At 71.1% G+C, this 26,649-nt stretch carries 21 protein-coding genes and 3 pseudogenes; 11 read left to right on the top strand and 13 right to left on the bottom strand.

The genetic code is table 11. From position 1 onward, the window contains the following. The first annotated feature begins 4 nt into the window (after positions 1-4). Positions 5-1,303, top strand: a complete 1,299-nt coding sequence (locus tag V8690_RS21595; protein WP_338781216.1) for a M18 family aminopeptidase — start codon at positions 5-7, stop codon at positions 1,301-1,303. Between the two features lie 86 nt (positions 1,304-1,389). Further along, the gene (locus V8690_RS21590) at positions 1,390-1,638 is read left to right on the top strand and encodes a DUF6458 family protein (protein ID WP_338781214.1); all 249 of its coding nucleotides are present in this window, start codon (positions 1,390-1,392) and stop codon (positions 1,636-1,638) included. A 12-nt stretch (positions 1,639-1,650) separates the two neighbouring features. Here the strand turns inward: V8690_RS21590 and V8690_RS21585 are convergent, their stop codons facing one another. Both V8690_RS21585 and V8690_RS21580 read right to left on the bottom strand, forming a co-directional pair. Further along, positions 1,651-3,468: an NHL domain-containing thioredoxin family protein gene (locus tag V8690_RS21585; protein WP_338781213.1), complete on the bottom strand. Its 1,818-nt coding sequence runs from the start codon at positions 3,466-3,468 to the stop codon at positions 1,651-1,653. Beyond that, entirely contained in the window at positions 3,465-3,890 is a 426-nt protein-coding gene (locus V8690_RS21580; protein WP_338781211.1) for a cupin domain-containing protein, read from the bottom strand. The genes V8690_RS21585 and V8690_RS21580 overlap by 4 nt, the downstream gene beginning before the upstream one ends. Before the next feature lie 52 nt (positions 3,891-3,942). Here V8690_RS21580 and V8690_RS21575 point away from each other — a divergent pair, with 52 nt between their 5' ends. Both V8690_RS21575 and V8690_RS21570 read left to right on the top strand, forming a co-directional pair. Next, positions 3,943-4,941: a helix-turn-helix domain-containing protein gene (locus V8690_RS21575; protein ID WP_338781209.1), complete on the top strand. Its 999-nt coding sequence runs from the start codon at positions 3,943-3,945 to the stop codon at positions 4,939-4,941. Further along, positions 4,938-5,429: an LURP-one-related family protein gene (locus V8690_RS21570; protein ID WP_338781207.1), complete on the top strand. Its 492-nt coding sequence runs from the start codon at positions 4,938-4,940 to the stop codon at positions 5,427-5,429. Before V8690_RS21575 ends, V8690_RS21570 begins: the two co-directional genes overlap by 4 nt. Before the next feature lie 9 nt (positions 5,430-5,438). Here the strand turns inward: V8690_RS21570 and V8690_RS21565 are convergent, their stop codons facing one another. Beyond that, complete coding sequence (locus tag V8690_RS21565) at positions 5,439-6,239, bottom strand: carbon-nitrogen family hydrolase (RefSeq protein WP_338781205.1); 801 nt, start codon at positions 6,237-6,239, stop codon at positions 5,439-5,441. Between the two features lie 193 nt (positions 6,240-6,432). Between V8690_RS21565 and V8690_RS21560 the strand changes: the two genes are divergently transcribed. After that, positions 6,433-7,257, top strand: a complete 825-nt coding sequence (locus tag V8690_RS21560; protein WP_338781204.1) for a maleylpyruvate isomerase family mycothiol-dependent enzyme — start codon at positions 6,433-6,435, stop codon at positions 7,255-7,257. Positions 7,258-7,473: 216 nt separating this feature from the next. Beyond that, a complete protein-coding gene (locus tag V8690_RS21555; RefSeq protein WP_338781202.1) occupies positions 7,474-8,217 on the top strand; it encodes a methyltransferase domain-containing protein in 744 nt (247 codons plus the stop codon). A 9-nt stretch (positions 8,218-8,226) separates the two neighbouring features. On the opposite strand, the gene V8690_RS21550 is transcribed toward V8690_RS21555, so the two are convergent. Beyond that, a complete protein-coding gene (locus V8690_RS21550) occupies positions 8,227-9,519 on the bottom strand; it encodes an MFS transporter (RefSeq protein WP_338781200.1) in 1,293 nt (430 codons plus the stop codon). After that, the gene (locus V8690_RS21545; protein ID WP_338781199.1) at positions 9,516-10,184 is read right to left on the bottom strand and encodes a GntR family transcriptional regulator; all 669 of its coding nucleotides are present in this window, start codon (positions 10,182-10,184) and stop codon (positions 9,516-9,518) included. The genes V8690_RS21550 and V8690_RS21545 overlap by 4 nt, the downstream gene beginning before the upstream one ends. Before the next feature lie 188 nt (positions 10,185-10,372). Between V8690_RS21545 and V8690_RS21540 the strand changes: the two genes are divergently transcribed. After that, positions 10,373-11,272: a serine hydrolase gene (locus V8690_RS21540; RefSeq protein WP_338781198.1), complete on the top strand. Its 900-nt coding sequence runs from the start codon at positions 10,373-10,375 to the stop codon at positions 11,270-11,272. Positions 11,273-11,329: 57 nt separating this feature from the next. On the opposite strand, the gene V8690_RS21535 is transcribed toward V8690_RS21540, so the two are convergent. From V8690_RS21535 to V8690_RS21510, 6 genes and pseudogenes are all read right to left on the bottom strand, one after another. Then, positions 11,330-12,142, bottom strand: coding sequence for a hypothetical protein (locus V8690_RS21535; protein ID WP_338781197.1), 813 nt, complete (start codon positions 12,140-12,142; stop codon positions 11,330-11,332). Positions 12,143-12,162: 20 nt separating this feature from the next. Then, complete coding sequence (locus V8690_RS21530) at positions 12,163-14,397, bottom strand: glycoside hydrolase domain-containing protein (protein WP_338781195.1); 2,235 nt, start codon at positions 14,395-14,397, stop codon at positions 12,163-12,165. 154 nt (positions 14,398-14,551) lie between these two features. Further along, positions 14,552-15,943, bottom strand: coding sequence for a dihydrolipoamide acetyltransferase family protein (locus V8690_RS21525; protein WP_338781194.1), 1,392 nt, complete (start codon positions 15,941-15,943; stop codon positions 14,552-14,554). Positions 15,944-15,953: 10 nt separating this feature from the next. Then, a complete protein-coding gene (locus tag V8690_RS21520) occupies positions 15,954-16,919 on the bottom strand; it encodes an alpha-ketoacid dehydrogenase subunit beta (protein WP_338785417.1) in 966 nt (321 codons plus the stop codon). A 30-nt stretch (positions 16,920-16,949) separates the two neighbouring features. Beyond that, positions 16,950-18,134, bottom strand: a pseudogene (gene pdhA, locus V8690_RS21515) (pyruvate dehydrogenase (acetyl-transferring) E1 component subunit alpha); the annotation flags it as partial. A gap of 397 nt (positions 18,135-18,531) precedes the next feature. Then, positions 18,532-20,119 (bottom strand): annotated as a pseudogene (locus tag V8690_RS21510) (protein kinase). Between the two features lie 354 nt (positions 20,120-20,473). Here V8690_RS21510 and V8690_RS21505 point away from each other — a divergent pair. Continuing rightward, positions 20,474-22,116, top strand: a pseudogene (locus V8690_RS21505) (protein kinase). An 85-nt stretch (positions 22,117-22,201) separates the two neighbouring features. On the opposite strand, the gene V8690_RS21500 reads toward V8690_RS21505, so the two are convergent. Beyond that, positions 22,202-22,744, bottom strand: a complete 543-nt coding sequence (locus V8690_RS21500; protein WP_338781193.1) for a bacterial proteasome activator family protein — start codon at positions 22,742-22,744, stop codon at positions 22,202-22,204. A 253-nt stretch (positions 22,745-22,997) separates the two neighbouring features. On the opposite strand from V8690_RS21500, the gene V8690_RS21495 reads away from it, so the two are divergent. Continuing rightward, positions 22,998-23,534, top strand: coding sequence for a hypothetical protein (locus V8690_RS21495; protein ID WP_338781191.1), 537 nt, complete (start codon positions 22,998-23,000; stop codon positions 23,532-23,534). 13 nt (positions 23,535-23,547) lie between these two features. On the opposite strand, the gene V8690_RS21490 is transcribed toward V8690_RS21495, so the two are convergent. After that, positions 23,548-24,537 (bottom strand): NAD(P)H-quinone oxidoreductase, encoded by a 990-nt coding sequence (locus V8690_RS21490; protein WP_338781190.1) that lies wholly within the window; start codon positions 24,535-24,537, stop codon positions 23,548-23,550. A 170-nt stretch (positions 24,538-24,707) separates the two neighbouring features. Between V8690_RS21490 and V8690_RS21485 the strand changes: the two genes are divergently transcribed. Beyond that, positions 24,708-25,742, top strand: a complete 1,035-nt coding sequence (locus V8690_RS21485; RefSeq protein ID WP_338781189.1) for an ATP-binding cassette domain-containing protein — start codon at positions 24,708-24,710, stop codon at positions 25,740-25,742. Then, positions 25,739-26,587, top strand: coding sequence for an ABC transporter permease (locus V8690_RS21480; RefSeq protein ID WP_338781187.1), 849 nt, complete (start codon positions 25,739-25,741; stop codon positions 26,585-26,587). Before V8690_RS21485 ends, V8690_RS21480 begins: the two co-directional genes overlap by 4 nt. The last annotated feature ends 62 nt before the right edge of the window (positions 26,588-26,649 follow it).

Raw genomic sequence — 26,649 nt, 5'->3', positions numbered from 1 at the left:
ACCCATGAGCGAACCAGCCCGCTTCGACCGCGGCCACACCGACGACCTCATGACCTTCCTGACGGCGAGCCCCTCGCCGTACCACGCCGTGGCGAGTGCCGCCGAGCGGCTGGAGAAGGCAGGCTTCAAGCAGGTGTCGGAGACGGACGCCTGGGACGGGACGCAGGGCGGCAAGTACGTGCTGCGCGGCGGCGCGATCGTCGCCTGGTACGTGCCGGAGGGCGCCGCACCGCACACGCCGTTCCGGATCGTCGGCGCCCACACCGACTCCCCCAACCTGCGCGTCAAGCCGCTCCCCGACAGCGGGGCGCACGGCTGGCGCCAGGTGGCCGTGGAGATCTACGGCGGACCGCTGCTCAACTCCTGGCTGGACCGCGACCTGGGCCTCGCGGGCCGTCTCACCCTGCGCGACGGCTCGACGCGCCTGGTCAACGTCGACCGCCCGCTGCTGCGCGTCCCGCAGCTCGCCATCCACCTGGACCGCTCGGTGACGGCCGACGGCCTCAAGCTCGACAAGCAGCGGCACATGCAGCCCGTCTGGGGCCTGGGCGACGACGTCCGCGACGGCGACCTGATCGCCTTCCTGGAGGAGGCGGCCGGCATCCCCGCGGGCGAGGTCACCGGCTGGGACCTGATGACGCACTCCGTGGAACCGCCCGCCTACCTGGGCCGCGACCGCGAACTGCTGGCCGGCCCGCGCATGGACAACCTGCTGTCCGTGCACGCCGGAACGGCGGCCCTCGTGGCCGTGGCCTCCGGCGCGTCCACGCCGGCCTCCATCCCGGTCCTGGCCGCCTTCGACCACGAGGAGAACGGCTCACAGTCGGACACGGGCGCGGACGGACCGCTGCTCGGCAACGTGCTGGAGCGCTCGGTGTTCGCCCGCGGCGGCTCCTACGAGGACCGGGCCCGCGCCTTCGCCGGCACGGTCTGCCTGTCCTCCGACACGGGACACGCCGTCCACCCCAACTACGCGGAGCGGCACGACCCGACGCACCACCCGCGCGTCAACGGCGGCCCGATCCTCAAGGTCAACGTCAACAACCGCTACGCCACGGACGGTTCGGGCCGCGCCCAGTTCACGGCGGCCTGCGAGCGGGCCGAGGTGCCCTTCCAGTCCTTCGTGTCCAACAACTCCATGCCCTGCGGCACCACGATCGGCCCGATCACCGCCGCCCGGCACGGGATCAAGACCGTCGACATCGGCGTGGCCATCCTGTCGATGCACAGCGCACGCGAACTGTGCGGAGCCGACGACCCGTTCCTGCTCGCCAACGCGTTGACGGCGTTCCTCGAGGGATAGAACGAGCCGTCACCGCATGGGTGTTCCCCTCGGGGGTACCCGGTGTGCGGACCGGAACGACCGGACCGTACAGGGAGGCGACACTCATGGGCCTCGGCGGATGCATCATCCTCATCGCCGTGGGAGCCATCCTCACGTTCGCGACCGACTGGGACATGCAGGGGGTCAACCTCGACCTCGTCGGCATCATCCTGATGATCGTCGGGCTGATCGGCGTCACGACGTTCAGCAGCATCGCCAGGCGCCGCCGTGTGGTGGTGCCACCCACGACACCGGTCGTGGACGACGGACGGCGCCACACACGCGACGGCTACGGCGACGGGTACGGGGTGTGACCCCCGCCCGGATCAGCTGTCCATCCCGGCAAGGACCAGAGGCAGCCGGTCCGTCCCCGACTCGGTGAGACGGACCGGCACGCCCCAGTCCTGCTGGTGGACGTGACAGGCCGGGTACTCGTTGTCGGGGTCGTCGTCGCAGGAGGCGGCCATCGCGGAGACGTGCAGCACACCCTCCGGCACGGAGGGGTCGAGTTCGAGGGCGCGGGACAGCTCGGTTCCCGCGCCCTCGCCGTCGATCAGCAGTTCCGGCGGGGTGGAGGAGACCAGCAGGCGCGTGGAGGGGCCGTACCGGGTGTCGAGCTTCTGGCCCGCCGGGGCCTGGAAGATCACGTCCAACCGGAGCCGCCCGGGGGTGACTTCTGTGGCCTCCCGCTGCGTACGGTGGGCGACCTCGGGCACCTTCACCGCCTCCTCCGGCAGCCGCAGCCTGGTCAGCCGGTGGCGGGCCGACTCCACGACCACGATGTCGTCGCCGACCAGCACCGCGTCGCTGGGCTCGCGCAGGTCCGTGGCCAGGGTGGTGACCTCGCCGGTCGCGGGGTCGTAGCGCCGCAGGGCGTGGTTGTAGGTGTCGGCGACGGCGACGGACCCGTCCGGCAGCGCGGTGACGCCCAGCGGGTGCTGGAGCAGGGCCTGTTCGGCGGCGCCGTCCCGGTGGCCGAAGTCGAACAGGCCGGTGCCGACGGCGGTGTGGACGGCGCCGTCGGGGTCCACCCAGCGCAGGGCGGACGTCTCGGAGTCGGCGAACCAGAGGCGGTCCGGGGTGGCGGCGAGGCCCGAGGGCTGCGCGAACCAGGCCTCGGGGCCCGGGCCGTCCACCAGTCCCTCGTTCGTCGTCCCGGCCGTGACCGCGACCGTGCCGGCGGCCGGGTCGTACGCCCACAGCTGGTGGACGCCGGCCATGGCGATCCAGACCTTGCCCTGCCAGTGGGCGACGTCCCAGGGGGAGGAGAGGTCGACCTCGCGGGCCGGGCCCGAGGTGGGTGAGCCCTGCCACCACTGCCGGCCCGTGCCGGCGAGGGTGGTGACCTCGCCGGTGCTGAGGTCCAGCCGCCGCAGGGCGTGGTTGACGGTGTCGGCTACGACCACCGACCCGTCGTCGAGCAGGGCGAGCCCCTGCGGCTCGTTGAAGGTGGCCGTGTCCGTCGATCCGTCGGCGAACCCGCGCGCACCGGCCCCGATCCGCCGTACGACGCTCTCCCCGTCCTCGGCGAGCTCCACCAGCTGGTGCCGGGTGGTGTCGCTCACCAGGAAGTTCCCGGACGGCAGCAGCAGCGCCTTCCCCGGGAACCGCAGCACCGTCGGCTCCGGCTCCGGCGCCACATACGGCCCGTCCCCTCGACGCAGCGTCCCCTTCGCCTCGTGCTCGGCCTCCAGCTCCGCCACCAGCCGCTCGATGGCGTGCACATGCCCCTCGCCCGCATGCTGCGCGACGACGTACCCCTCGGGGTCGATCACTACGAGCGTCGGCCAGGCCCGCACGGCGTACTGCTTCCACGTGGCCAGCGCGGGGTCGTCGAGCACCGGGTGCTCCACCCCGTACCGCTCGACGGCGTCCACCACCGCCTGGTGGTCGGCCTCGTGCGCGAACTTCGGCGAGTGCACCCCGATCACGACGACCGTGTCCCGGTGCTTCTCCTCCAGCTCGCGCAGTTCGTCCAGGACATGCAGGCAGTTGATGCAGCAGAACGTCCAGAAGTCGAGGATGACGATGCGTCCTCGCAGCTCGGCGAGGGTGTACTGCTGCCCGCCCGTGTTCAGCCAGCCGCCCTTGCCGGTCAGCTCGGGGGCGCGGACGCGGGCACGTCGGGGTGCGGAGTCGTTCATGCGTCCAGGGTGTCATCCGCCACTGACAGCCGGTCCAGCGCGTGGCCGGTCGTGGCGTCCACGTGCTCGGGCACGTCGTCGTGGCGGTCGCCGACCGTGAGGGTGCCGGTGGGTTCGAACACGAGGATCGCGGTCGGGACGGGGGCGTACGGCTTGTGCTCGGTGCCGCGCGGGACGGTGAAGACGCTGCCCCTGGGGAGCACGACCGTGCGCTCGCAGGCCGGCTCGCGCAGGCCGATGTGCAACTCGCCCTCGAGGACGAGGAAGAACTCGTCGGTGTGCTCGTGGACGTGCCAGACGTGCTCGCCCTCGACCTTCGCGACGCGGACGTCGTAGTCGTTGACGGCGGTGACGATGCGCGGGCTCCACCGCTCGGAGAAGGAGGCCAGCGCGTGGGCGAGGGATACGGGTTCCTGGGTCATGAGGCGATCTTCCGGGGTGCCCTGCGTCTCGCACGAGTGCTAGAAATCGCACATGCCGCAAGGATCCTCGCACCGCCCGCATCAGGTCGCCGTGATCGTCGACGAGGGCACCAACCCCTTCGAGGTCGGGGTGGCCACCGAGCTGTTCGGGCTGCCACGGCCCGAGCTGGGACTGCCGGGGCCGTTGTACGAGGTGACGCTGTGCACGCCCGCGCCCGAGATCCGGATGAACCACGGCTTCTTCACGCTCACGGGCGTCGCGGGCCTGGACGCCGTGGACCGGGCGGACACGCTGGTCGTGCCCGGCCGGCCCGACAACGTCGTACCGCGCGCTCCCGCCGTGCTCGACGCCATCCGGGACGCACACGCGCGTGGCACCCGGGTCCTGAGCTTCTGCACCGGCACCTTCGCGCTCGCGGAGGCCGGACTGCTGGACGGGCGGCGGGCAACCACCCACTGGCGCTGGGCGGACTCCTTCCGCCGGCTGCACCCGAAGGTGCTGCTGGAGCCGGACGTGCTGTTCGTGGACGAGGCCGACATCCTCACCGCCGCCGGCAGCGCGGCCGCGCTCGATCTCGGGCTGCACATCTGGCGCCGCGACCACGGGGCCGAGATCGCCAACCACGTCTCCCGGCGGCTGGTGTTCGCCGCACACAGGGACGGCGGGCAGCGGCAGTTCGTACAACGGCCGGTGCCGGACGTGCGGGACGAGTCCCTGGCGCCCCTGCTGGAGTGGGCGCAGGAGCGGCTGGGCGAGCCGCTGACGGTGGCGGACCTGGCCACACGCGCGCGTGTCAGCCCCGCCACGCTCCACCGGCGCTTCCGCGCCCAGCTCGGCACGACACCGCTGGCGTGGCTGACCGCGGAGCGCGTGGCGCTGGCCTGCCGGCTGATCGAGCGGGGCGAGGAACGGCTGGACGTGGTGGCCGCCCGCAGCGGGCTCGGTACGGCCGCCAACCTGCGGATCCGGCTGCGGCGGGCGACCGGACTCAGCCCGTCGGCCTATCGACGGCGTTTCGGAGCGGGCGCCGGGGAAGCCCTGGTGTCATGAGATTCCTCGTGTACGACCGGCTCCTCGGCTTCGGCGACGACTACTGGATCGAGGACGACCACGGCACCAAGGTGTTCCTCGTCGACGGCAAGGCCCTGCGCCTGCGGGACACCTGGGAGCTGAAGGACACCCAGGGGCGCGTCCTCGTCGACATCCACCAGAAGATGCTCGCCCTGCGCGACACGATGGTGCTCCAGCGGGGCGGCGAGCCGCTGGCGACGATCCGCCGCAAACGGCTGTCCCTGCTGCGCAACCACTACCGGGTGTCCCTGGCCGACGGCAACGAACTGGACGTCAGCGGCAAGGTCCTCGACCGGGAGTTCGCCGTCGAGTACGACGGGGAGCTGCTGGCGGTGATCTCCCGGCGGTGGCTGACCGTACGGGACACCTACGGCGTGGAGGTCGTCCGCGAGGACGCGGATCCGGCGCTGCTGATCGCGGTGGCGGTGTGCGTGATCCACCTGGCGGAGAAGGAGCGGGAGGCCTGACGACAGGGCCTACGACTGCCGGCGCGGCGGCTGGAGTCCCAGCACCCGGTCCTTCAGCGCCGGGAACTGCTCCCGCGTCGTCGCGACCTTCCCCGGGTCGAACTCCACCGTCAGGACCTCCTCGTCGGCGCCCGCCTCGGCCAGCACCTCGCCCCACGGGTCGACGACGATCGAGTGACCGGCCTGCGGAACTCCGGCGTGCGTCCCGGCCGTTCCGCACGCGACGACGAACGACTGGTTCTCGACCGCCCGCGCCTGGGCCAGCAGCGTCCAGTGGGACCGGCGGCGCTCCGGCCAGCCCGCCGGGACCACGAGCGTCTCGGCACCGGCGTCGACGAGACCGCGGAACAGTTCGGGGAAACGGAGGTCGTAACAGGTGCCGAGGCCCAGGGTGGTCGACGGCAGACGGACTGTCACCAGCTCGGTCCCCGCGCCCATCAGCACGGCCTCGCCCTTGTCGAAGCCGAACCGGTGGATCTTGCGGTAGACGGCGGCGAGGTCACCGGCCGGGGAGAAGACGAGGGAGGTGTTGTACAGGGGACCTTCCGGGTCACGCTCGGGAACCGACCCGGCGTGCAGCCACACGCCCGCGTCACTCGCGGCCTTCGCCATCGCCTCGTACGTCGGCCCTTCGAGCGGCTCGGCCTCCTGCGCGAACCCCTCGTAGGCGAAGGCACCCGTGGTCCACAGCTCCGGCAGGACGACGAGATCGGCCCCGGCCTGGTCCCGGACCATCGAGGCCGCCCGTCGGCGGCGCGATTCGACCGATTCGCCCTCTTCTACGGCGATCTGGATCACAGAGGCGCGCACACTACCACCGTCCTGGCATTCGACCCGTCCACAAGGGCTTCCCCTCGGGCCTACGATCGTCACACGAAAGCACTGCCGGGGTGCCTCACAGCAGCGTAACTTAGCTGCCAAGACACCCGCCGACAGCCGCCACCTCCCACTGGCAACGCCGCCACCACCTGCCCGTGCACCGACCGCCGAGGGGTCCCGTTCCGTGAGTCTGCATCCCACCCTCCAGCCCTACGCCGACGCCTGGACCCACTCCATCGAAGCGATATCCGAGCTGCTCCAGTCGCTCGCGGAGGCCGAGTGGAACCGGCGGACGCCGTGCCCCGGGTGGTCGGTGCGGGACGTGGTCTCCCATGTCATCGGACTGGACTGCGAGATGCTGGGCGACCCGCGCCCCATCCACAGTCTGCCGCGCGACCTCTTCCACGTGACGAACGACCACCAGCGCTACATGGAGATGCAGGTCGACGTCCGCCGTCACCACACGGCGCCGGAGATGACCTCCGAGCTGGAGTACGTGATCATCCGCCGCAACCGCCAGCTGCGCAACGAGTCTCGCGACCCGGGCACGAAGGTGCGCGGCCCGCTCGGCACGGAGCTGACCCTCGAGGAGTCCATGCGCCGGCACGCCTTCGACGTGTGGGTGCACGAGCAGGACCTGCGCACGGCCCTCGGCCGGCCCGGCAACCTCGACTCCCCCGGCGCGCACGTCGCCCGTGACGTGCTGCTCGGCGAACTCCCGCGCGTGGTCGCCGAGGACGCGCAGGCACCGCGCAGCTCGGCCGTCGTCTTCGACGTCCACGGCCCCGTCGAGTTCCTGCGCACGATCCGCGTCGACATCCAGGGCCGCGGCACCCTCGAAACGGCCCCCGCCCTCGGCCCCGCCGCCACCCTCACCCTCGACTGGGAGACGTACGTACGCCTGGCCTGCGGCCGCGTGACACCGGAGTCGGTGACCGACAGGGTGAAAGCGGAGGGCGACCCGGACCTGACGACGGCGATCCTCAGGAACTTCACGGTGACGCAGTAGGCATCCAGCTGCGGCACCCGGCTGAGCTGCGGGCAGTCGTGCCGCTGGGGCGGCACGGGTGGGCGACGGGGGTGCCCCCGGCTCGAGCGAAGCCGAGAGCTTGGGGGAGGCACCCCGCTCCGCCCGGGCTGCGCACCCACCCGCCCCCGGCATCGACGGACAGTGCGGCAAAAAACTCCATGCCGCCCGCCCACCGCCCCCGTAGCGTCCCCGAGCATGACAACCCCACCCCGCCACACCCGCCTCATCTTCCACGGCCCCCTGTCCGAAGCACGGGCCGACCAGCTGGTGACGCGCCTGTCCGGCAACGCCCCCGCAACCGTCCTCGACATCGGCTGCGGCTGGGCCGAACTGATGCTCCGCATGCTGGCCGCGACCCCGAAGGCAACCGGCACCGGCATCGACATCAACGCCGACGACCTGGCCCGAGCCCGCCGGACCGCCGAGGAACGGGGCCTCACCGACCGGGTCCGTTTCCTCGAGGAATCCGCCGCCAACACCCCACACGGCCCCGCCGACCTCGTCCTGTGCGTCGGTGCAAGCCAGGCCCTCGGCAGCCAGCTGCCCCAGGCCCTCGGCGACCTCCGCAGGCTCGTCTCCGACCACGGCCGCGTCCTCCTCGGCGAGGGCTTCTGGCACCGCCCCCCGACCGAGGCCGAACTGTCCCGCATGTGGCCGGACGCGAAAGCCACCGACCACCCCGACCTCGCGACCCTCGTCGGCCTGGCCGTCGACGCGGGGTTCCGCCCGGAGTGGACGGAGACCGCGAGCCTCGACGAATGGGAGGAGTTCGAGTCGGCGTACCTCGCGGACACCGAGGTGTGGCTCGCCCGGCACCCCGACCACCCCCTGGCCGACGAGACACGGCAGCGCGCCGACGGCCACCGAGCCGCCTGGCTCACCTACCGCGGCGTCCTGGGGCTCGCGTATCTCACCCTGGTACCAGTGGTGGCCCGTTGATCTGGTGATCTAGGCCGGGACGTGCACCGTCTCCACCCGGCTCGCCACCAGCCGTTCCCGCTCGCGCCGGGCCGCCTCCCTGCGCAGCCGCAGGATCTGCGCGACCCCGAGCCCCTGGAGCACGAACACCACCGAGAAGGCCACGGTGTAGTCGTCGCCGGTGGCGTCCAGCAGAACCCCGACCGCGAACAGTGTGGTCATGGAGGCCACGAAGCCGCCCATGTTGGTGATGCCGGAGGCCGTGCCCTGCCGCTCGGGCGGGTTCGCCGGGCGGGCGAAGTCGAAGCCGATCATCGACGCGGGCCCGCATGCCCCGAGCACCGTGCACAGCACGATCAGCAACCACATCGGGGCGTGCGGGCCGGGGTGGGCCAGCGTCGCCGCCCACAGAGCCGCCGTCGTCCCGACCGTGCCGAGCGCGAGCGGCAGCCGGGCCCCGTGGTGCCGGGCGACGATCTGGCCGTAGACCAGGCCGACGAGCATGTTCGACAGCACGACCAGGGTGAGGAGCTCGCCGGCCGTGGCCCGGGACAGTCCCTGGGCCTCGACGAGGAACGGCAGGCCCCACAGCAGCAGGAACACCATCGCCGGGAACTGGGTCGTGAAGTGCACCCACAGCCCGAGCCGCGTCCCCGGCTCCCGCCAGGCGGCGGCGATCTGCCGCCGTACGTAGGCCGCGCCCTGGTGCGCAAGCGGCTGCGGCTCGTGGCCCTCGGGGTGGTCCTTCAGGAACAGCAGCACCAGGACGAACACCGCGGCTCCGGCGGCCGCGCTGCCCGCGAAGGCCGCCGTCCAGCCGACGCCGTGCAGCAGCCGGGCCAGGACGAGCGTGGAGACGAGGTTGCCCGCCATGCCCACGAGCCCCGCGAACTGGGCGACGAGCGGCCCGCGCCGGGCCGGGAACCACCGGCTGCCAAGCCGCAGCACGCTGATGAACGTCAGCGCGTCACCGCAGCCGAGCAGCGCCCGGGAGGCGAGCGCCATGCCGTACGACGGGGAGAACGCGAAGCCCAGCTGCCCGGCCGTGAACAGCACCGCCCCGAGGGCCAGCACCTTCTTGGTGCCGAGCCGGTCGACGAGCAGGCCGACGGGTATCTGCATGCCGGCGTAGACCAGCAGCTGGAGGATCGAGAAGGTGGAGAGCGCGGAGGCGTTGACGTGGAAGCGGTCGGCCGCGTCGAGGCCGGCCACGCCCAGGGACGTGCGGAAGATGACCGCGACGAAGTAGACCGAGACGCCGATGCCCCAGACGGCCAGCGCGCGCCGGCCGCCCGGAGGATCACCCGGCAGCGTGCTGCTCATCGGACCTCCCCCCGGGCCAGGTGCGAGAACCAGCCGACGTGCCGGTGGACCAGCCCGACGGCCGCCTCGGCGTCCCCGGCGCGCAGCGCGTCGAGGATCTCCTCGTGCTCGGCGAGGGTCTTGGCGATCCGGTCGGGGTGGGAGTGCATGACGGCGACGCCCATCCGCAGCTGGCGGTCGCGCAGCTGGTCGTAGAGCCGGGAGAGGATCTCGTTGCCGCCGCTGCGGACGATCTCGGCGTGGAAGCAGCGGTCGGTGACGGCGGCCCCCGCGAGGTCTCCGGCGGCGGCCTGCTTCTTCTGCCGGGCCAGCAGCTCCTCCAGGCGCTCGATGAGCCCGGCGGGCGCGGGCACGGCCTTGCGCGCCGCGTGCTCCTCGACGAGCAGCCGTGTCTCGACGACGTCGGCGATCTCCTGCGCGGAGACCGGCAGGACGAGGGCGCCCTTCTTCGGGTAGAGCCGGATCAGCCCCTCGGCCTCCAGCCGGAGCAGCGCCTCGCGCACCGGCGTGCGCGAGACCCCCACGGCCTCGGCGAGCTCGCCCTCGGTGAGGAGGGTCCCGCCCTCGTAACGGCGCTCCAGGACGCCCTGCTTGACGTGGGTGTAGACGCGGTCGGCGGCGGGGGGTGCTTCACGGCCAGGGTCATGCCGACAGCATAGATACAACAGGTACGCATGAATGCATTCGTCCAGTATGCGGACTCGAATGTCACACATCTGTGGCAAAGCCGGGGCCTCTGCAGCAACAGCACAACCACCTGTGCTAGTTACAAGTCAGACACGTGCGGCCCCTTTCCCCTCGTCCTCAACTCGGCCGCACCGATGGGGCATTCAACGCAATCGGGGTACTTCACTTGATAACCGGCATTAAGGGCACCCGTCTCCGCAGAGCTGCGGCCGCCGCCGTGACCACCGGCGCCATGCTCGCGACCGGAGCCCTCACCGCTGTGCCCGCGCAGGCCGCCACCGCGCCCTCGATCGCCGCCAAGGGCGGCTACGTGATGAACAACGCGACCGGCACGTCGCTCTACACCAAGGCGGCCGACACCCGCCGCTCCACCGGCTCGACCACCAAGATCATGACGGCCCTGGTGGTGCTGAAGCAGCCGAACCTCAACCTGGACAGCAAGGTCACGATCCAGAAGGCGTACAGCGACTACATCGTCGACAACAACTGGGCGTCGAACGCCAAGCTGATCGTCGGCGACAAGGTCACCGTCCGCCAACTGCTGTACGGGCTGATGCTGCCGTCCGGCTGCGACGCGGCGTACGCGCTCGCCGACAAGTTCGGCTCGGGCTCGACGCGGGCGGCGCGCGTGAAGTCGTTCATCGGCAAGATGAACACCACCGCCAAGGGCCTGGGTCTGAAGAACACCCACTTCGACTCGTTCGACGGCATCGGCAAGGGCGCCAACTACTCGACACCGCGCGACCTGACGAAGCTCGCCGGCAGCGCGATGAAGAACGCCACGTTCCGCACGGTCGTCAAGACGAAGAAGTACACGGCGAAGACGACCACGAAGTCCGGTGGCACGCGGACGATGGCCCCGTGGGAGAACACCAACCCGCTGCTGAGCAGCTACACCGGCGCGATCGGTGTGAAGACCGGCTCCGGCCCGGAGGCCGGGTACTGCCTGGTCTTCGCCGCCACCCGCAACGGCAAGACGGTCATCGGCACGGTCCTGTCCTCGACCAACGCGACCACGCGGAAGTCGGACGCGACGAAGCTGCTGAACTACGGCTTCGCGAAGTAGGACGGCGCACAGCAAAAGGGGGCTCACCGCCGTCGGCGGTGAGCCCCCCTTCGCTCGTCAGGCCGCTGTCCGCTGACGGCGCTCCAGCGCCCGGGCGGCCTTACGACGGCCGCCGGCCAGCACGTTCACCGGGGAACCCGCACCGGCTCCCGGCTCCAGCTGCCAGCCACGGATCCGCGCCGCGACCTGGGCCAGCCGCTGGTCGCCGGGCCGAACGTCGATGGAGAACAGCGACTCGTCGGGCGTCGGGTCGTCGCCGCCCCAGCGGACGACGCCGTCGAGCTCGGCGAGGATGTCGCGGATCACGACCTCCTGCTGCGGGAAGAAGCCGCCCCGGACACCACGCGGGTAGAAGCCCGGCCGGATCCGCACCGCCGTGCCGGATGCCAGATTGGACTCCGGCAGGCTCTTGCCGACGCCGGACGGGGCGTGCCAGCCGACGACATCGCCCCGGCGCAGCCTGTCGACCTCGTAGTGGAACCGGCGCACCAGGTGGACGAGGACGGTCTCCACGTCGCCCATGCGGACGGCGATGCCCTTGAGGGGGGTGCCGGGCACGGGGCGGGTGTAGACGGTGCCGCCGTCGTCCGCGACGTTCTCCATCTCCCAGCCGTTGTGGGAGCGCGAACCGGCCAGCACGCGCCGAGTCCGGTCCTGCGCGCTGCGCAGGGCGTCCCGTACGCGGCCCGGAATGGGGTTGTTAGCGTCGGCGTACGCCTGGGACAGGAAGTGCGAGACGGGCAGGGCGGCGACGCCCACGGCACCGCCGATGGCGGCGATACGGCCGAGCAGGGCGCGGCGGGACACACCGCGGCGGTGCGCGGCGGGGCGGGGCCCTCTACGGGGGATCCTGGGCAGGTTGAGGTTCAACGGGCTCTCATTCCAGCGATTCACGCGTTGCGGGCGATGCTGTTGTACTTCTCGAAGATCTGGTAGACGGCCAGGCTCTGGTGCGTCTGCGCCTCCACGTCGGGGTCCCAGGCCCGGTAGCGGCGCAGCAGCTCGGTGATCTCGAACTCGGCGAGGTCCAGGCGCATCGACCGCGGGGTGGTGACCCGGTCGCCGGGCGGCAGCCGGCCGCCCGGCCTGCCCCGGACGCCCCACAGATGGACCAGGGCCGCGGTGCGCACGCTGAACGCGTTGTCCTTGCTCAGCTGCTGCCACACGGACCAGAGGTCGGCGTCCTTGGCCGGGTCGCGGCGGTCGCCGGTGGTGTAGCCCCAGCCGATGCAGTGGTTCCAGGCCTGGATGGCGTCGGAGCCGCTGATCTGCCCGATGCCGGTGTGCGAGTCCTTCACGGAGCCGGAGCCCGTGAGGTGGTGGTCGGCGACCTGCTGGTCGGTGGCCTGGTCGGCGAGGCTGTAGTCGCGCATGGCCCAGTAGACGGCCGTCTGGATCAGTGCCTTGCGCATCGTGTACGTGTGCGACAGCTCGGTGATCAGCCCGTCCTGGTCCTGGATCGCCTCGACCGCCTGGGCGTTGGTGTAGAGCCCGGCGTCGCCGCCCACGCCGCCCAGGTCCGGGCGTCCGATCGACCGCATGTAACGCGCGAGGTCGGCCCGCAGCGCCGGCACCTGGCGTTCGTCGAGGGCGACGTCCGGGGCGGCGGGCCGCGGCCGGTTGAAGGAGCCCTGCCCGGTGTCCCGGCCCGAGGCGATGTCGACGTCGACCTCGAGCTGCCCGTCGCCCGAGCCGAGGGTGCGGATGACGAACTGGTCGTAGGCCCAGTCCTTCGGCAGCGGGCGCCCGGCGTTGCCGTCGAAGCCCGGGGACATGTCGGCCACGAAGCTCGCCGTCGAGTAGCCGGCCGCGCCGACCTGCGCGCAGACGTTGCGGGAGCCGTAGACCCCGATCTCGTACGGGTGGCCGGAGTCCGCCATCGCCTCCTCGATGCCCTTGAAGTGGGGCAGGACGTTCGCGGTGATCTCGGCGTCGATCGCGTCGAAGTCGACGGCGAAGAAGATCCGGGTCCCTCGCTTGAAGCCGTGGTCGAGGGCTGCGTTGACCGCCGCGTACCCGGCCGTCCGCCCGGCGACGTAGTCGAAGTCCGAGGCGTCGTTGTTGACGGTCTGGTAGATCGGGAAGCAGCGCAGGCCGTGCTGGGCGAAGACCTGCAACTCACCCGGCTGGATGGCCTTCTCCGGCAGGGAGGTGGCGCTCGGGTTGGTGAGATACCGGCCGACGTACGTGATCCCGGCGGCCTTGAGGGTCGCCGCGCGCGCCGGGGTGACCTTGGCGATGGTGTCGCAGGCCTTGCCCTGGCGCGACTGGTCGCCGTAGGACGCCAGGAGGGAGGCGAAGGTGGAGAAGTCGCCCTCGCCCGTGGCCGGGAGCGCGACGAAGGTCTGGAAGGCCCGGACGGCTGCCGCGAGGTAGGAGTCGAAGGTACCGGTGAGGGCGACGGGCCGCCGGTTCACGACCATCCCGGCGGAGAACAGCTGGACGTAGACGCCCTTGTCGCCCTGCCGCACGGGGTGTGACCTCAGGGCCGACCGGGTGCCGGGGCCGAAGTTGCCGTTGGCGGTGCCGTCGGCCATGCCGAGCTCGTACTGCACGCCGAAGACCAGCGCCCGGGCCAGGTCCCGGGACACGCGCCCGTCGCAGGCGAGGACGAAGAAGTCCTGCCGGTTCAGATAGCGCCCGTTGAGCCAGCGCTGCACCTCGCGGACCTGCTGGGTGCCGGAGGTGCCGAGGACGTACGCGTCCATCGTCAGCAGCGCCTTGAACACCTTGGGCGTCAGATCCGCGCCGGGAAAGGCCTGTTCGACGCCCATGTCGGTCTTGAGCTTGGTGACGGCCGCCTGGACCCGCTCGCCGTACGTGCCGTCCAGGTCGCCGCCGTCGCAGCCCTTGCAGTACAGGCCGGACTGGATGATGCGGCAGAAGTCGGGGGAGGGGACGCTGTCCGCGTTCAGCTTGGGATATTTGGCGGTCAGCGTGGAAAGCGTGGTGGGGCCGAAGTTGTCGGACAGTGCCGTGATGCCCAGCTCGTACTGGAGGGCACGGGTCAGGGCGTACGTGGTCGCCCAGTCGGCTTCGCCGGTTTCCTCCACCGTCGTACCGATACGGCTGCCGTAGACGGAGTTCACGAATCTCTGGGCCTTGAGCACCATGGGGTCGCGCATGAAGATTGATCGTATGGTCGGCTAAACCGCTTACTGTGGGGTACTTGGGCGGGTCTGAGGAGCTTCTTGTGCTCTTCGGCGTACCGCGGGTTAACCTCCGGACAGACGTCGGCGGCCCCCTGCCCGGGTGGGGCAGGGGGCCGCCGCGGTCGGCTCACGCCCAGGTGATCAGACGCTTCGGCTGCTCCAGGATCGCCGCCACGTCCGCCAGGACCTTCGAACCGAGCTCACCGTCGACCAGGCGGTGGTCGAACGACAGGGCCAGAGTGGTGACCTGGCGGGGTTTCACCTTGCCCTTGTGGACCCACGGCTGGAGCTTGATCGCACCGACCGCGAGGATCGCGGACTCGCCGGGGTTGAGGATCGGCGTGCCCGTGTCGACGCCGAAGACGCCGACGTTGGTGATCGTCACCGTGCCGCCCTGCATGGCGGCCGGGGACGTCTTGCCCTCCCTGGCCGTCGACACCAGCTCGCCCAGCGACTCGGCCAGCTGCGGCAGCGTCTTGGTGTGGGCGTCCTTGATGTTCGGCACGATCAGACCGCGCGGGGTCGCGGCCGCGATGCCCAGGTTCACGTAGTGCTTGACCACGATCTCCTGGGCGGCCTCGTCCCAGGACGCGTTGATGTCCGGGTTCCGCTTGATCGCGACGAGCAGTGCCTTGGCGATCAGCAGGAGGGGGTTCACGCGCAGGCCCGCGAACTCCTTGTCCTCCTTCAGCTCATCGACCAGCTTCATCGTGCGCGTCACATCGACCGTGACGAACTCGGTGACGTGCGGCGCGGTGAACGCCGAGCCGACCATCGCCGCCGCCGTCGCCTTGCGGACGCCCTTGACCGGGATCCGGGTCTCGCGGGCGGTGTCGTACGACACCGCTGTCTGCGCGGGTGCCGGGGCGGCGGACGCGAAAGCCTCCGGCTGCGGTGCGGCCACCGCCGCGTGCACGTCCTCGCGGGTGATGATGCCGTCCGGGCCGGTCGGGACGACCGTCGTCAGATCGACGCCCAGGTCCTTGGCCAGCTTGCGGACCGGGGGCTTGGCGAGGGGGCGTTCCTTGACGGCGGGGGCGGCCGAGGGCGCCGCCCCGTGGCCGTTCAGCTCCGTCTGGATCGCTGTCGAGGCCTGCTGGACCTGGACCTCCGGGCCCTTGCGCGGGCGGCGGCGGGTGGAGGACGTCGCCACCCCGTAGCCGACCAGGACCGGCTGGCGACCGGAGCCCTCCGCCTTCGGCTCCTCAGCGGGCCGGGCCGTCGCGGGCTGCTCGGCGGCGGGCGCGGGCGCGGCCCCTCCGCTCACGTCCACCGCGATGATCGCCGTGCCCACGGCGACCGTGGTGCCCTCGGGGAAGTGCAGCTCCCGGACCACGCCGTCGTACGGGATGGGCAGCTCGACGGCCGCCTTCGCCGTCTCGACCTCGCACACCACCTGGCCGTCCGTGACCGTGTCACCGGGCTGGACGTACCACTTGAGGATCTCGGCCTCGGTGAGCCCCTCGCCCACGTCGGGCATCTTGAACTCGCGCACGGACGCTTCCGTCATCGTCGTCACGACCCTCTCCTCAGTACGCCAGCGAGCGGTCGACGGCATCCAGCACCCGGTCCAGGTTCGGCAGATACTCCTCCTCCAGGCGGGCCGGCGGGTACGGCGCGTGGTAGCCGCCGACCCGGAGCACCGGGGCCTCCAGGTGGTAGAAGCAGCGCTCCGTGATCCGCGCGGCGATCTCCGCGCCCGAGCCGAAGAACACCGGTGCCTCGTGGACGACGACCAGGCGGCGTGTCTTCTCCACCGACGCCTGGATCGAGTCGAAGTCGATCGGGGAGACCGAGCGCAGGTCGAGGACCTCCAGGTTCCTGCCCTCCTCGGCGGCCGCGTCGGCGACCTCCTGGCAGAGCTTCACCATCGGGCCGTAGGCGGCGAGGGTCAGGTCGGTGCCCTCACGGACCACCTGGGCCTTGTGCAGCGGGCCCGGGATCGCCTCCGTGTCGACCTCGCCCTTGTCCCAGTAGCGGCGCTTGGGCTCGAAGAAGATCACCGGATCGTCGCTCTGGATGGCCTGCTGCATCATCCAGTACGCGTCCGACGCGTTCGACGGGCTGACGACCTTCAGGCCCGCCACGTGCGCGAACAGCGACTCGGGGGACTCCGAGTGGTGCTCCACCGCGCCGATGCCGCCGCCGTAGGGGATGCGGACGACGACCGGGAGCTTGACCTTGCCCAGCGAGCGGGCGTGCATCTTCGCCAGCTGCGTGACGATCTGGTCGTAGGCCGGGAAGACGAAGCCGTCGAACTGGATCTCCACCACCGGGCGGTAGCCGCGCAGGGCCAGGCCGATCGCCGTGCCCACGATGCCCGACTCGGCCAGCGGGGTGTCGATGACGCGGTTCTCGCCGAAGTCCTTCTGCAGGCCGTCCGTCACGCGGAAGACACCGCCGAGCTTGCCGACGTCCTCGCCCATGATCAGGACCTTGGGGTCGGAGTCCAGGGCGCGGCGCAGCGACTCGTTGATCGCCTTGGCCAGGGCCATCTTGTCGGCCATCTCAGTTCCCCCCTCATCCGCGAACGACGCCTGGTACGCGGCGAACTGGGCGCGTTCCTCGTCGACCAGCGCGTGTCCGTCCGCGTAGACGTTCTCGAAGATGGCGAAGTGGTCCGGGTCCGGCATGGCACGGACCGCCTCGCGCACTCGTTTGCCCAACGCCTCGGACTCGGTCTCCAGTTCCGCGAAGAATCCCTCGTCCGCGTGGTTTGAGGCCTCCAGGTAGCGGCGAAGGCGCAGGATCGGGTCCTTGGCCTCCCAGGCCTGGCGCTCCTCATCACCCCGGTACCGGGTCGGGTCGTCGGAGGTGGTGTGAGCGCCCATCCGGTACGTGAACGCCTCGACGAGGGTCGGGCCCTCGCCGGCGCGGGCCCGCTCCAGGGCCCACCGGGTGACCGCGAGGCAGCCGAGCACGTCGTTGCCGTCCACACGGACACCCGGGAAGCCGAAGCCCTGCGCGCGCTGGTAGATCGGGACGCGGGACTGCTTCTCGGTCGGCTCGGAGATGGCCCACTGGTTGTTCTGACAGAAGAACACGACGGGAGCGTTGTAGACCGCGGAGAAGGTGAACGATTCGGCCACGTCCCCCTGGCTGGAGGCGCCGTCGCCGAAGTAGGCGATCACCGCGCTGTCCGCGCCGTCCTTGGCGATGCCCATGGCGTAGCCGGTGGCGTGCAGCGTCTGGGAGCCGATGACGATCGTGTAGAGCTGGAAGTTGTTGCCGTTGGGGTCCCAGCCGCCGTTGTTCACGCCGCGGAACATGCCGAGCAGGTTGGTCGGGTCCACCCCGCGGCACCAGGCGACGCCGTGCTCGCGGTAGGTGGGGAACACGTAGTCGTCGTCGCGCAGGGCCCGGCCGGAGCCGATCTGGGCGGCCTCCTGGCCGAGCAGCGAGGCCCACAGGCCCAGCTCGCCCTGGCGCTGGAGGGAGGTCGCCTCGGCGTCGAAGCGGCGGGTGAGCACCATGTCGCGGTACAGGCCGCGGAGCTCGTCCGGGGTGACACCGGCGACGTACTTGTCGTACTCGGCGTTCTTCACGCGCTTGCCTTCGGGCGTCAGCAGCTGCACGAGCTGGGGCTCGGTGCCCTTCGCGCCGGCGTCCTTCTTGGCGGTCGTGCGGGTGGTGCGCTTGGTGCCGGTGGTGCCGGCCTTGCTTCCGGCGCTGCGTCGCGGTGTGCGAGCGGCAGTGCTCTCCACGGTCACGTGTGCTCCTCCGTCGGTCCGGCCCCCGGGGTTGCCGGTAGGCCAGTGCGGCTCACCTGTTCCGGCCACCGGGCACGGGGTGGGTGCCACTCGACCGGGAACAGGCGTGACAGGTGCCCCGGCGAGCGCCCTGCAAAAGGCACGTTACCCAGTGCATCACATTTCTGTGAAACCCCCTCTGACCTGCGATTTTGCTTGGATATCCAAGTAAATCGGGAAGGTGTGGAAGGGGCGCTGGTCACAGCCTTGCAGGAGGCCGGAGCAACCGCACGTTAACCCGGTGACCCAGGTCACGGGAAGAGTCCACTTTCCGGCGCGCCGAAACGGCACGCGCGCGTGGGGCCCGTTTCCGGGGCCCCACGCGCGCGTGGATCATCCGTGCTTTGCCGCCGTCCGGTCAGGAGGCGCCGCCCTGGCCTCCGACGACACCCCCTGTGGAACCCCCGTCGGTACCGCCCGCCGGGTCCGTCGGCGTCTCCGGGGCCGAGGGCTGCGTGGCCGTCGGGTCGCCGGTCGGCTCCTGGGTGGTCGGCTGGTCCGTCGGCTGGCCGGTGGGCGTCTCGGGAGCGCTCTGCGACGGCGTGTAGGACGGGGTGTACGACGGTGTGTACCCGCCGCCGCCGGAGCTCGTGCCGGTTCCGTCGTCCGTGGACGTGTCGGTCGGCTCGTCGGTCACCGCGTCGCTCGGCGTCTCGCTGGGCGTCGTCTTCTCGGTCGTCTTCGAGGTGGTCGGCGACTGTGTGGTGCCGGGCCCCTTCGTGTCACCGCCCGTGGTCTGGAGCGCCAGGGCGACACCCGCCGCGACGGCGATCACCGCGAGCACGGCGAGGATCCACAGCTTGCCGCGGCCGCCGCCCTTGTTGCCGTGGCCCTCGAAGCCGCCGTCGTCACCGCCGCCGTAGCCGGCGGGCAGGATCGGCGACGGGATCTGCGTGGTGCCGGAGGCGTCCCCGGGGTGGCCCATCACGGCCGTGTGGGCGAAGCCGCCCGACGGGGTGTGCCAGGCCCTCGTGCATGTCGACCGGGCCGGTGTTCCAGGTGCCGGTGTGGCCGCCCTGGTCGTAGAGCATCTGGAGCGCGTACTGGACCAGGCCGCGCATCTCCTCGGCCGTCTGGAAACGGTCGTCCGGATCCTTGGCGAGGGAGCGCATGACCAGGCCGTCGAGCTCGGGCGGGCAGGCGTCGGAGGCCTCGGAGGGAGGCGTCGGGATGTCCTGGACGTGCTGGTAGACGACCGACAGCGGGGTTTCGCCGGTGAACGGCGGACGCAGTGCGAGAAGTTCGTAGAGCAGGCAGCCCGTCGCGTACAGGTCGGAGCGGTGGTCGACGGCCTTGCCGAGCGCCTGCTCGGGCGACAGGTACTGGGGGGTGCCCATGACCATGCCGGTCTGCGTCATCGTGGACTGCGCGCCGTGCAGGGCGCGGGCGATGCCGAAGTCCATCACCTTCACAGCGCCGTTGTGCGTGATGATGACGTTGGCCGGCTTGATGTCGCGGTGCACGATGCCGTGCTGGTGCGAATAGGCGAGCGCCTCGAGGACGCCCGAGACGATGATCAGGGCCTGCTCGGGGCCCGGCGCCTCGGCATTCAGCAGCAGGTCGCGGATGGTGCGGCCCTCGACCAGCTCCATGACGATGTAGGGCACGGACTGGCCGCCGACGACGTCCTCGCCGGAGTCGTACACGGCGACGATCGCGTGGTGGTTGAGGCCGGCGACCGACTGGGCCTCGCGCGTGAAGCGCGCCTTGGACACCGGGTCCTCGGCGAGGTCGGAACGGAGCAGCTTGACGGCTACGGTGCGCCCGAGGCGGACGTCCTCGGCAGCGAACACCTCGGCCATGCCGCCCCGGCCGAGTCTGTGGGTCAGCCGGTACCGGCCGTCCCCGACCAGCCCGCCGTTACCCCAGGACTCCGGCGCGTCCGACATGCCGCCGCCAGTCGCCTCGGGTTCGGACGGGCCCTGAGCGCGCTGCTGCTGTGCCATCAGTCCTCGCCGTCGTTTCTGCCCGCGGTGCGCGCGGTGTTGTTACGGTCTCCGTCGGCCACGCTACAGCCTCCGCGCAAGCCGCCGGTCCGAGACGGGTGCCAGGACCGGCACGGGACGGACGCGTCATGAAACCTTCACTCCGCACTGTCGTGCAAATTCTGTGCACCGGCCCTACGCCCCCTGTAACGCTTCCGCGACGCTTCCTTCGCGTACGGTCACGGAACGGGCACCGAGCTTGACGTGTCAGTGCCCTGGGGCAGACTTGGCCGGGAATGGCGGTTTGGATCAACGCGATCAGCGACGGATCAGCGGTAGTCCGCGGCGCCTCAAGGGCTACGGGGGAAACGGAACATGAGCCAGGACGGCGCACAGGGCCAGTACACGGGGCAGGCGCTCGCCAATGGCCGCTATCAGCTGCGTGATCTGCTCGGCCAGGGCGGCATGGCCTCGGTGCACCTCGCGTACGACAGCGTGCTCGACCGACAGGTCGCGATCAAGACACTTCACACCGACCTCGGCCGGGAACAGGCCTTCCGGGAGCGGTTCCGCCGCGAGGCCCAGTCCGTGGCCAAGCTCACGCACACCAACGTCGTCTCGGTCTTCGACACCGGCGAGGACACCCTCGACGGCATGACGACGCCGTACATCGTCATGGAGTACGTCGAGGGCCGCCCGCTCGGCTCCGTGCTCGACGAGGACGTACGGCAGCAGGGCGCGATGCCCGCCGACAAGGCACTGAAGATCACCGCTGACGTGCTCGCAGCGCTGGAGATCAGCCACGAGATGGGCCTGGTCCACCGCGACATCAAGCCGGGCAACGTGATGATGACCAAGCGCGGCGTGGTCAAGGTCATGGACTTCGGCATCGCCCGCGCCATGCAGTCCGGCGTGACGTCGATGACGCAGACCGGCATGGTCGTCGGCACCCCGCAGTACCTCTCGCCGGAACAGGCCCTCGGCCGCGGCGTGGACGCCCGCTCCGACCTGTACTCGGTCGGCATCATGCTGTTCCAGCTGGTGACCGGGCGGCTGCCGTTCGACGCGGACTCGCCGCTGGCCGTCGCGTACGCGCACGTGCAGGAGGAGCCGCCGGTTCCGTCCTCGGTCAACCGCGCGCTGCCCCCGGCCGTGGACGCGCTGATCGCCCGCGCGCTGAAGAAGAACCCGAACGAGCGCTTCCCCAGCGCCGAGGCCATGCGCGACGAGTGCCTGCGCGTGGCGGCGTCCTTCCAGCCCGCCCCGCCGAGCATCGTCCCGGGCGCGCAGACCCCGAGCGGCGCGGACGTCGGCTCGGCCGTGTTCCCGCCGGTCGACCAGGCGCCCCCGGCGCCCTCGGGCCAGGTCCAGACGCCGTACCAGCCGGCCCCGCCCCCCAATCCGTACGGCACGCCCGCCCCGGCGGCGCCGTCCCCGGCGTACGGCTACCCGCAGCAGGGCGGCTACCAGACGCCGGCCACCGCCGCGTACTCCCCGCAGCCGGGTTCGTCGACCCCGCCGACGTACAACCTCACGCCGCAGACCGCGCCGGGCTCCTCGGGCGGCGGCAGGAGCAACAAGCCGGTGATCATCGGCTCGATCGTGGTGTCCGTCGTCGCGGTCGGCGGCCTGGTCGCGGCCCTGCTGGTGAACGGCGGCAGCGAGGACCAGGGCGGCGGGGGCACCAGCGCGAGTGCGTCGGCCTCGGCGGCCCAGAAGCCGGGCTACCGCGGGCCCGACCCGTCGAAGACGATCGACACCGAGGAGTGCACGGAGCCGCAGGAGTCGTACAACGACCCCGAGAAGATCCGGATGCCGAACTTCAAGTTCAAGAACATCGACTCGGTCAAGGCCTGCCTCCAGCAGCAGGCTGGGAAAAGTCGATCGACATCATCGACGAGAACACCTACGGCGAGGGCACGGTCATGAACCAGTTCCCGTCCGCCGGTACCGACGTGGACCCGAAGGACATGCCCGACATCGAGCTCAACGTCTCCACGGGCAACCCGTCGGGCTGACCGCCGCGCGCGGAAGGGCCCGGCAGCTTCGGCTGCCGGGCCCTTCGTATGGCAGGTACGCGGACGCGTGACAGGTGCGGACCCGTTACAGGTACGGTCCGCCCGAACGTCCGCCCGGGTGCTGCTCGTCGAGGCCCTCATGGCCGACGCCCGGCGGGAGGGCGCGGCGCATCTGCTCCAGCTGAGCGCGGGCCGCCATCTGCTGGGCGAACAGCGTGGTCTGGATCCCGTGGAAGAGGCCCTCCAGCCAGCCCACCAGCTGGGCCTGCGCGATGCGCAGCTCCGCGTCGCTCGGGGTCGCCTCGTCCGTGAAGGGCAGGGAGAGGCGCTCCAGCTCCTCGACCAGCTCGGGCGCCAGCCCGTCCTCCAGCTCCTTCACCGAGCTGGCGTGGATCTCCTTGAGCCGCACCCTGCTGGCCTCGTCCAGGGGAGCCGCACGCACCTCCTCCAGAAGCTGCTTGATCATGCTGCCGATCCGCATGACCTTCGCGGGCTGCTCCACCTGTTCCGTGATCGGAGTCTCGCGGGAGTCCTCGTCTCCGCCACCGCCGCTGAGCGCCATGCCGTCCTGGCCCACGACCAGGATCTGCGGGTTCTCCGGCGACCTTTCGTTCCTCGGCATCTCCATTCCGCCATTCTCTCGCACGCCTGCACCTCACCTCCGTGGTGCCCCCGCAGGAGGCGGATCCACCGTGCTGGGAGAGACGTGTGCGTCAGGCCTCGGGTTGCTCACCAAAGGGTGAATCCGGCTCGTGCGGCGATTCCGCCTGTCGGCCGAACCCGGAGTGCCGGACGAGGGGGGCGGTGTGAGGCTGATTGCCTCGATCTGACCGAACTTGCCGAACTTGCCCTACCGGGCACGGCGGGAGGGGGTCACCAACGTGACTCCATGGCAACGCGCACTGCGGGCGACGGGACTGGCGGTCGCCCTGGGGGCGGGTGCGGTCGTCTCACCGTACGGGGCCGGCGTCTCGTACGGAGCTGTCCAGTCCGTCCAGTCGTACGGCTCTGTCCAGTACTCCAGCTCTGTCCAGTCGTACGGCTCTGACCTCGCCCACGGCGTCGTCGCGTACGACGACGCCGTGGGCGGTGCCCTCGCCGCCCCCTCCGCACCCTCCGCCCCGGGCAAGCCCTCGCGGGCCGGGACACGGGCCGGTGAGGGGCTGGAACGGCCGGGACGGCCCGAGGACGCCGAGGAGCGGGGCGACGGTGAGGTCACCGCCGCACCCGAGGAACCCCGGGAAGCCGTCCCCGAGCCCTCCCCGGCGACGGAGCAGCCCGTACGGGAGGCCGCCGCCGCGCGCGCCGACCGCCCGGTCGGGCCGGTCCTGCGCATCCTGCCGCTGGGCAGCGGCCTGGTGCTGATCGGCCTCGGCCTCGGACTCGCCTTCTTCGCCTTGCGGCTGCGGCGGGTCTAGGTCCGCAGGGGCCTCAGGCGCCCTGCGGGGTGACCAGCAGCACCTTGCCGATGTGGCCGCTCTCCTCCACGACCCGGTGGGCGGCGGCCGCGTCCGGCATCGGGAGCTCGCGGTCGACGACCGGGCGCAGGCGGCCGCCGGCGAACAGGGGCCAGACGTGTTCACGCACGGCAGCGACGATGGCCGCCTTCTCCTCCAGCGGCCGGGCGCGCAGGGACGCCGCTGTGATGGCGGCGCGCTTGGCGAGCAGGGCGCCGATGTTCAGCTCGCCCTTGACGCCGCCCTGCATGCCGATGATCGCGAGCCGGCCGTTGACGGCGAGGGCCCTGACGTTGCGCTCCAGGTACTTGGCGCCCATGTTGTCGAGGATGACGTCGGCACCGGCGCCGTCCGTGGCCTTCCTGACCTCCTCGACGAAGTCCTGCTCGCGATAGTTGACCAGGATGTCGGCGCCCAGCTCGGCGCACCGGTCCAGCTTCTCCCTGGTGCCGGCCGTGACGGCCACCCGCGCGCCGACGGCCTTGGCCAGCTGGATGGCCATCGTGCCGATGCCGCTGGAGCCGCCGTGCACGAGCAGCGTCTCGCCCGGGCGCAGGTGGGCGATCATGAAGACGTTCGACCAGACGGTGCAGGTCACCTCGGGCAGGGCCGCGGCCTGCTTCAGGCCGACGCCCTCGGGCACGGGCAGCAGCTGTCCGGCCGGGACGACCACCTTCTCGGCGTAACCGCCGCCGGAGAGCAGCGCGCACACCTCGTCGCCGTTTTTCCAGCCGGAGACACCGGGGCCGATCTCGGCGATCCGCCCGGAGCACTCCAGGCCGGGGTAGGGGGACGCGCCGGGCGGGGGGTCGTAGAAGCCCTGCCGTTGCAGGATGTCGGCCCGGTTGACGGCACCGGCCGTCACCTCGACCAGGACCTCGCCCTCGCCGGGCACGGGATCCGGGACCTCGTCCCAGACCAGCGCCTCGGGCCCACCAGGTTCGGGAATCGTGATCGCATGCATGAGAGGGACGGTACTCCTCGGTCGCCGGACCGACTCCGCTCCGCCCCCGGGCCGACTCCGCCTCCGTCGTTGGTCCGGTCCTGGCGAAAATCCATATGCGGGACCGATGAGTTTGCGCGACGGTAAAGGTCTCCCCATGCGTAGCCCACGTACTCGGAAGGACCCGACACATGAGCACGCAGACGTCCGGCCTGGCGATCGAGACCGCGGGCCTGGTGAAAACGTTCGGCGAGACGAGAGCGGTCGACGGAGTGGACCTGACCGTGCCCGCGGGCACGGTCTACGGCGTCCTCGGCCCGAACGGCGCCGGCAAGACCACCACCGTGAAGATGCTCGCCACACTGCTCCGGCCGGACGGCGGCGAGGCCCATGTCTTCGGCCACGACATCGTCCGCGAGGCCGACGAGGTGCGCGGCAGGGTGAGCCTCACCGGCCAGTACGCCTCGGTGGACGAGGACCTCACCGGCCTCGAGAACCTGGTCCTTCTGGGCCGGCTGCTCGGCCACCACAAGAAGGCCGCCCGGAACCGTGCCGCCCAGCTCCTGGAGGCCTTCGGGCTCACGGAGGCGGCCGCGAAGCAGGTCAAGCACTACTCGGGCGGCATGCGGCGCCGCATCGACATCGCCGCATCCATCCTCAACACTCCCGACCTGCTGTTCCTCGACGAGCCGACGACAGGCCTCGACCCGCGCAGCCGCAACCAGGTCTGGGACATCGTGCGTGCCGTCGTCGCCCAGGGCACCACCGTGCTGCTGACCACGCAGTACCTGGACGAGGCCGACCAGCTGGCGTCCCGGATCGCCGTCATCGACCGCGGCCGGGTGATCGCCGAGGGCACCAAGGGCGAGCTGAAGTCGTCCGTCGGCGCCGGATCCGTCCATCTACGGTTGCGAGATCCGGACCAGCGGACCCTGGCGGCGGACCTGCTGCGCCGGACCCTCGACGCGCAGGTGCAGCTGGAACACGACCCGTTGGCCCTGACCGCCCGTCTCGGTACGGCCGCGAGCGACGACAGCGCCGCCCAGCAGGCGTCCCGCGCGCTCAGCGAGCTGGCCCAGGCCGGAATCACCGTCGACAACTTCTCACTGGGCCAGCCCAGCCTGGACGAGGTGTTCCTCGCCCTCACCGGCCACGACACGCACGAATCCGACCACGCCGACGGCTCCGGCCACTCCCACGACCCGAAGGACGAGGTGGCGGCATGAGCACCGCGACAACCACCGAGAGCAAGGACCTCGCCCCGGTCAGCACCGAATCCCTCGCCGCGCTGCTCATCTCCAAGGAGCGTCCGCCCCGGCCCAGCGCCTGGTCGGCCTCGATGACCTTCGGCTGGCGGGCGATCCTCAAGATCAAGCACGTGCCGGAGCAGCTCTTCGACGTCACGGCGTTCCCGATCATGATGGTGCTGATGTACACGTACCTGTTCGGCGGGGCGCTGGCCGGCTCGCCGAGGGAGTACATCCAGTTCCTGCTGCCGGGCATCCTCGTGATGTCGGTCGTGATGATCACCATGTACACGGGCGTCTCGGTCAACACCGACATCGAGAAGGGCGTCTTCGACCGGTTCCGCAGCCTGCCGATCTGGCGGCCGTCGACGATGGTCGGCTATCTGCTCGGCGACGCCCTGCGGTACACGATCGCGTCCGTCGTGATGCTCACCGTCGGCATCATCCTCGGCTACCGGCCGGACGGCGGCATCGGCGGTGTGCTCGCCGGGATCGCCCTGCTGGTGCTGTTCTCGTTCGCCTTCTCGTGGATCTGGACGATGTTCGGGCTGATGCTGCGCACCGAGAAGTCGGTGATGGGCGTCAGCATGATGGTCATCTTCCCGCTCACCTTCCTGTCCAACGTCTTCGTCGACCCGAAGACGATGCCGGGCTGGCTCCAGGCCTTCGTCAACAACAGCCCCATCACCCATCTGGCGACGGCGGTGCGCGGCCTGATGGGCGGCGACTGGCCGGCCGCCGAGGTCGCCTGGTCGCTGGGCTGGGCCGGGCTGTTCGTGCTGGTCTTCGGGCCGATCACGATGCGGCTGTACAACCGGAAGTAGGCCGCGGGTCCTGGCCGGCCGTCGCGCACGGGGGCGTGCGCGGCGGCCGGCCTCTCGTCTCG

Source organism: Streptomyces sp. DG1A-41, assembly GCF_037055355.1.
Classification (GTDB): Bacteria; Actinomycetota; Actinomycetes; order Streptomycetales; family Streptomycetaceae; genus Streptomyces.
This window is presented reverse-complemented; position numbering and strand designations above follow the sequence as displayed.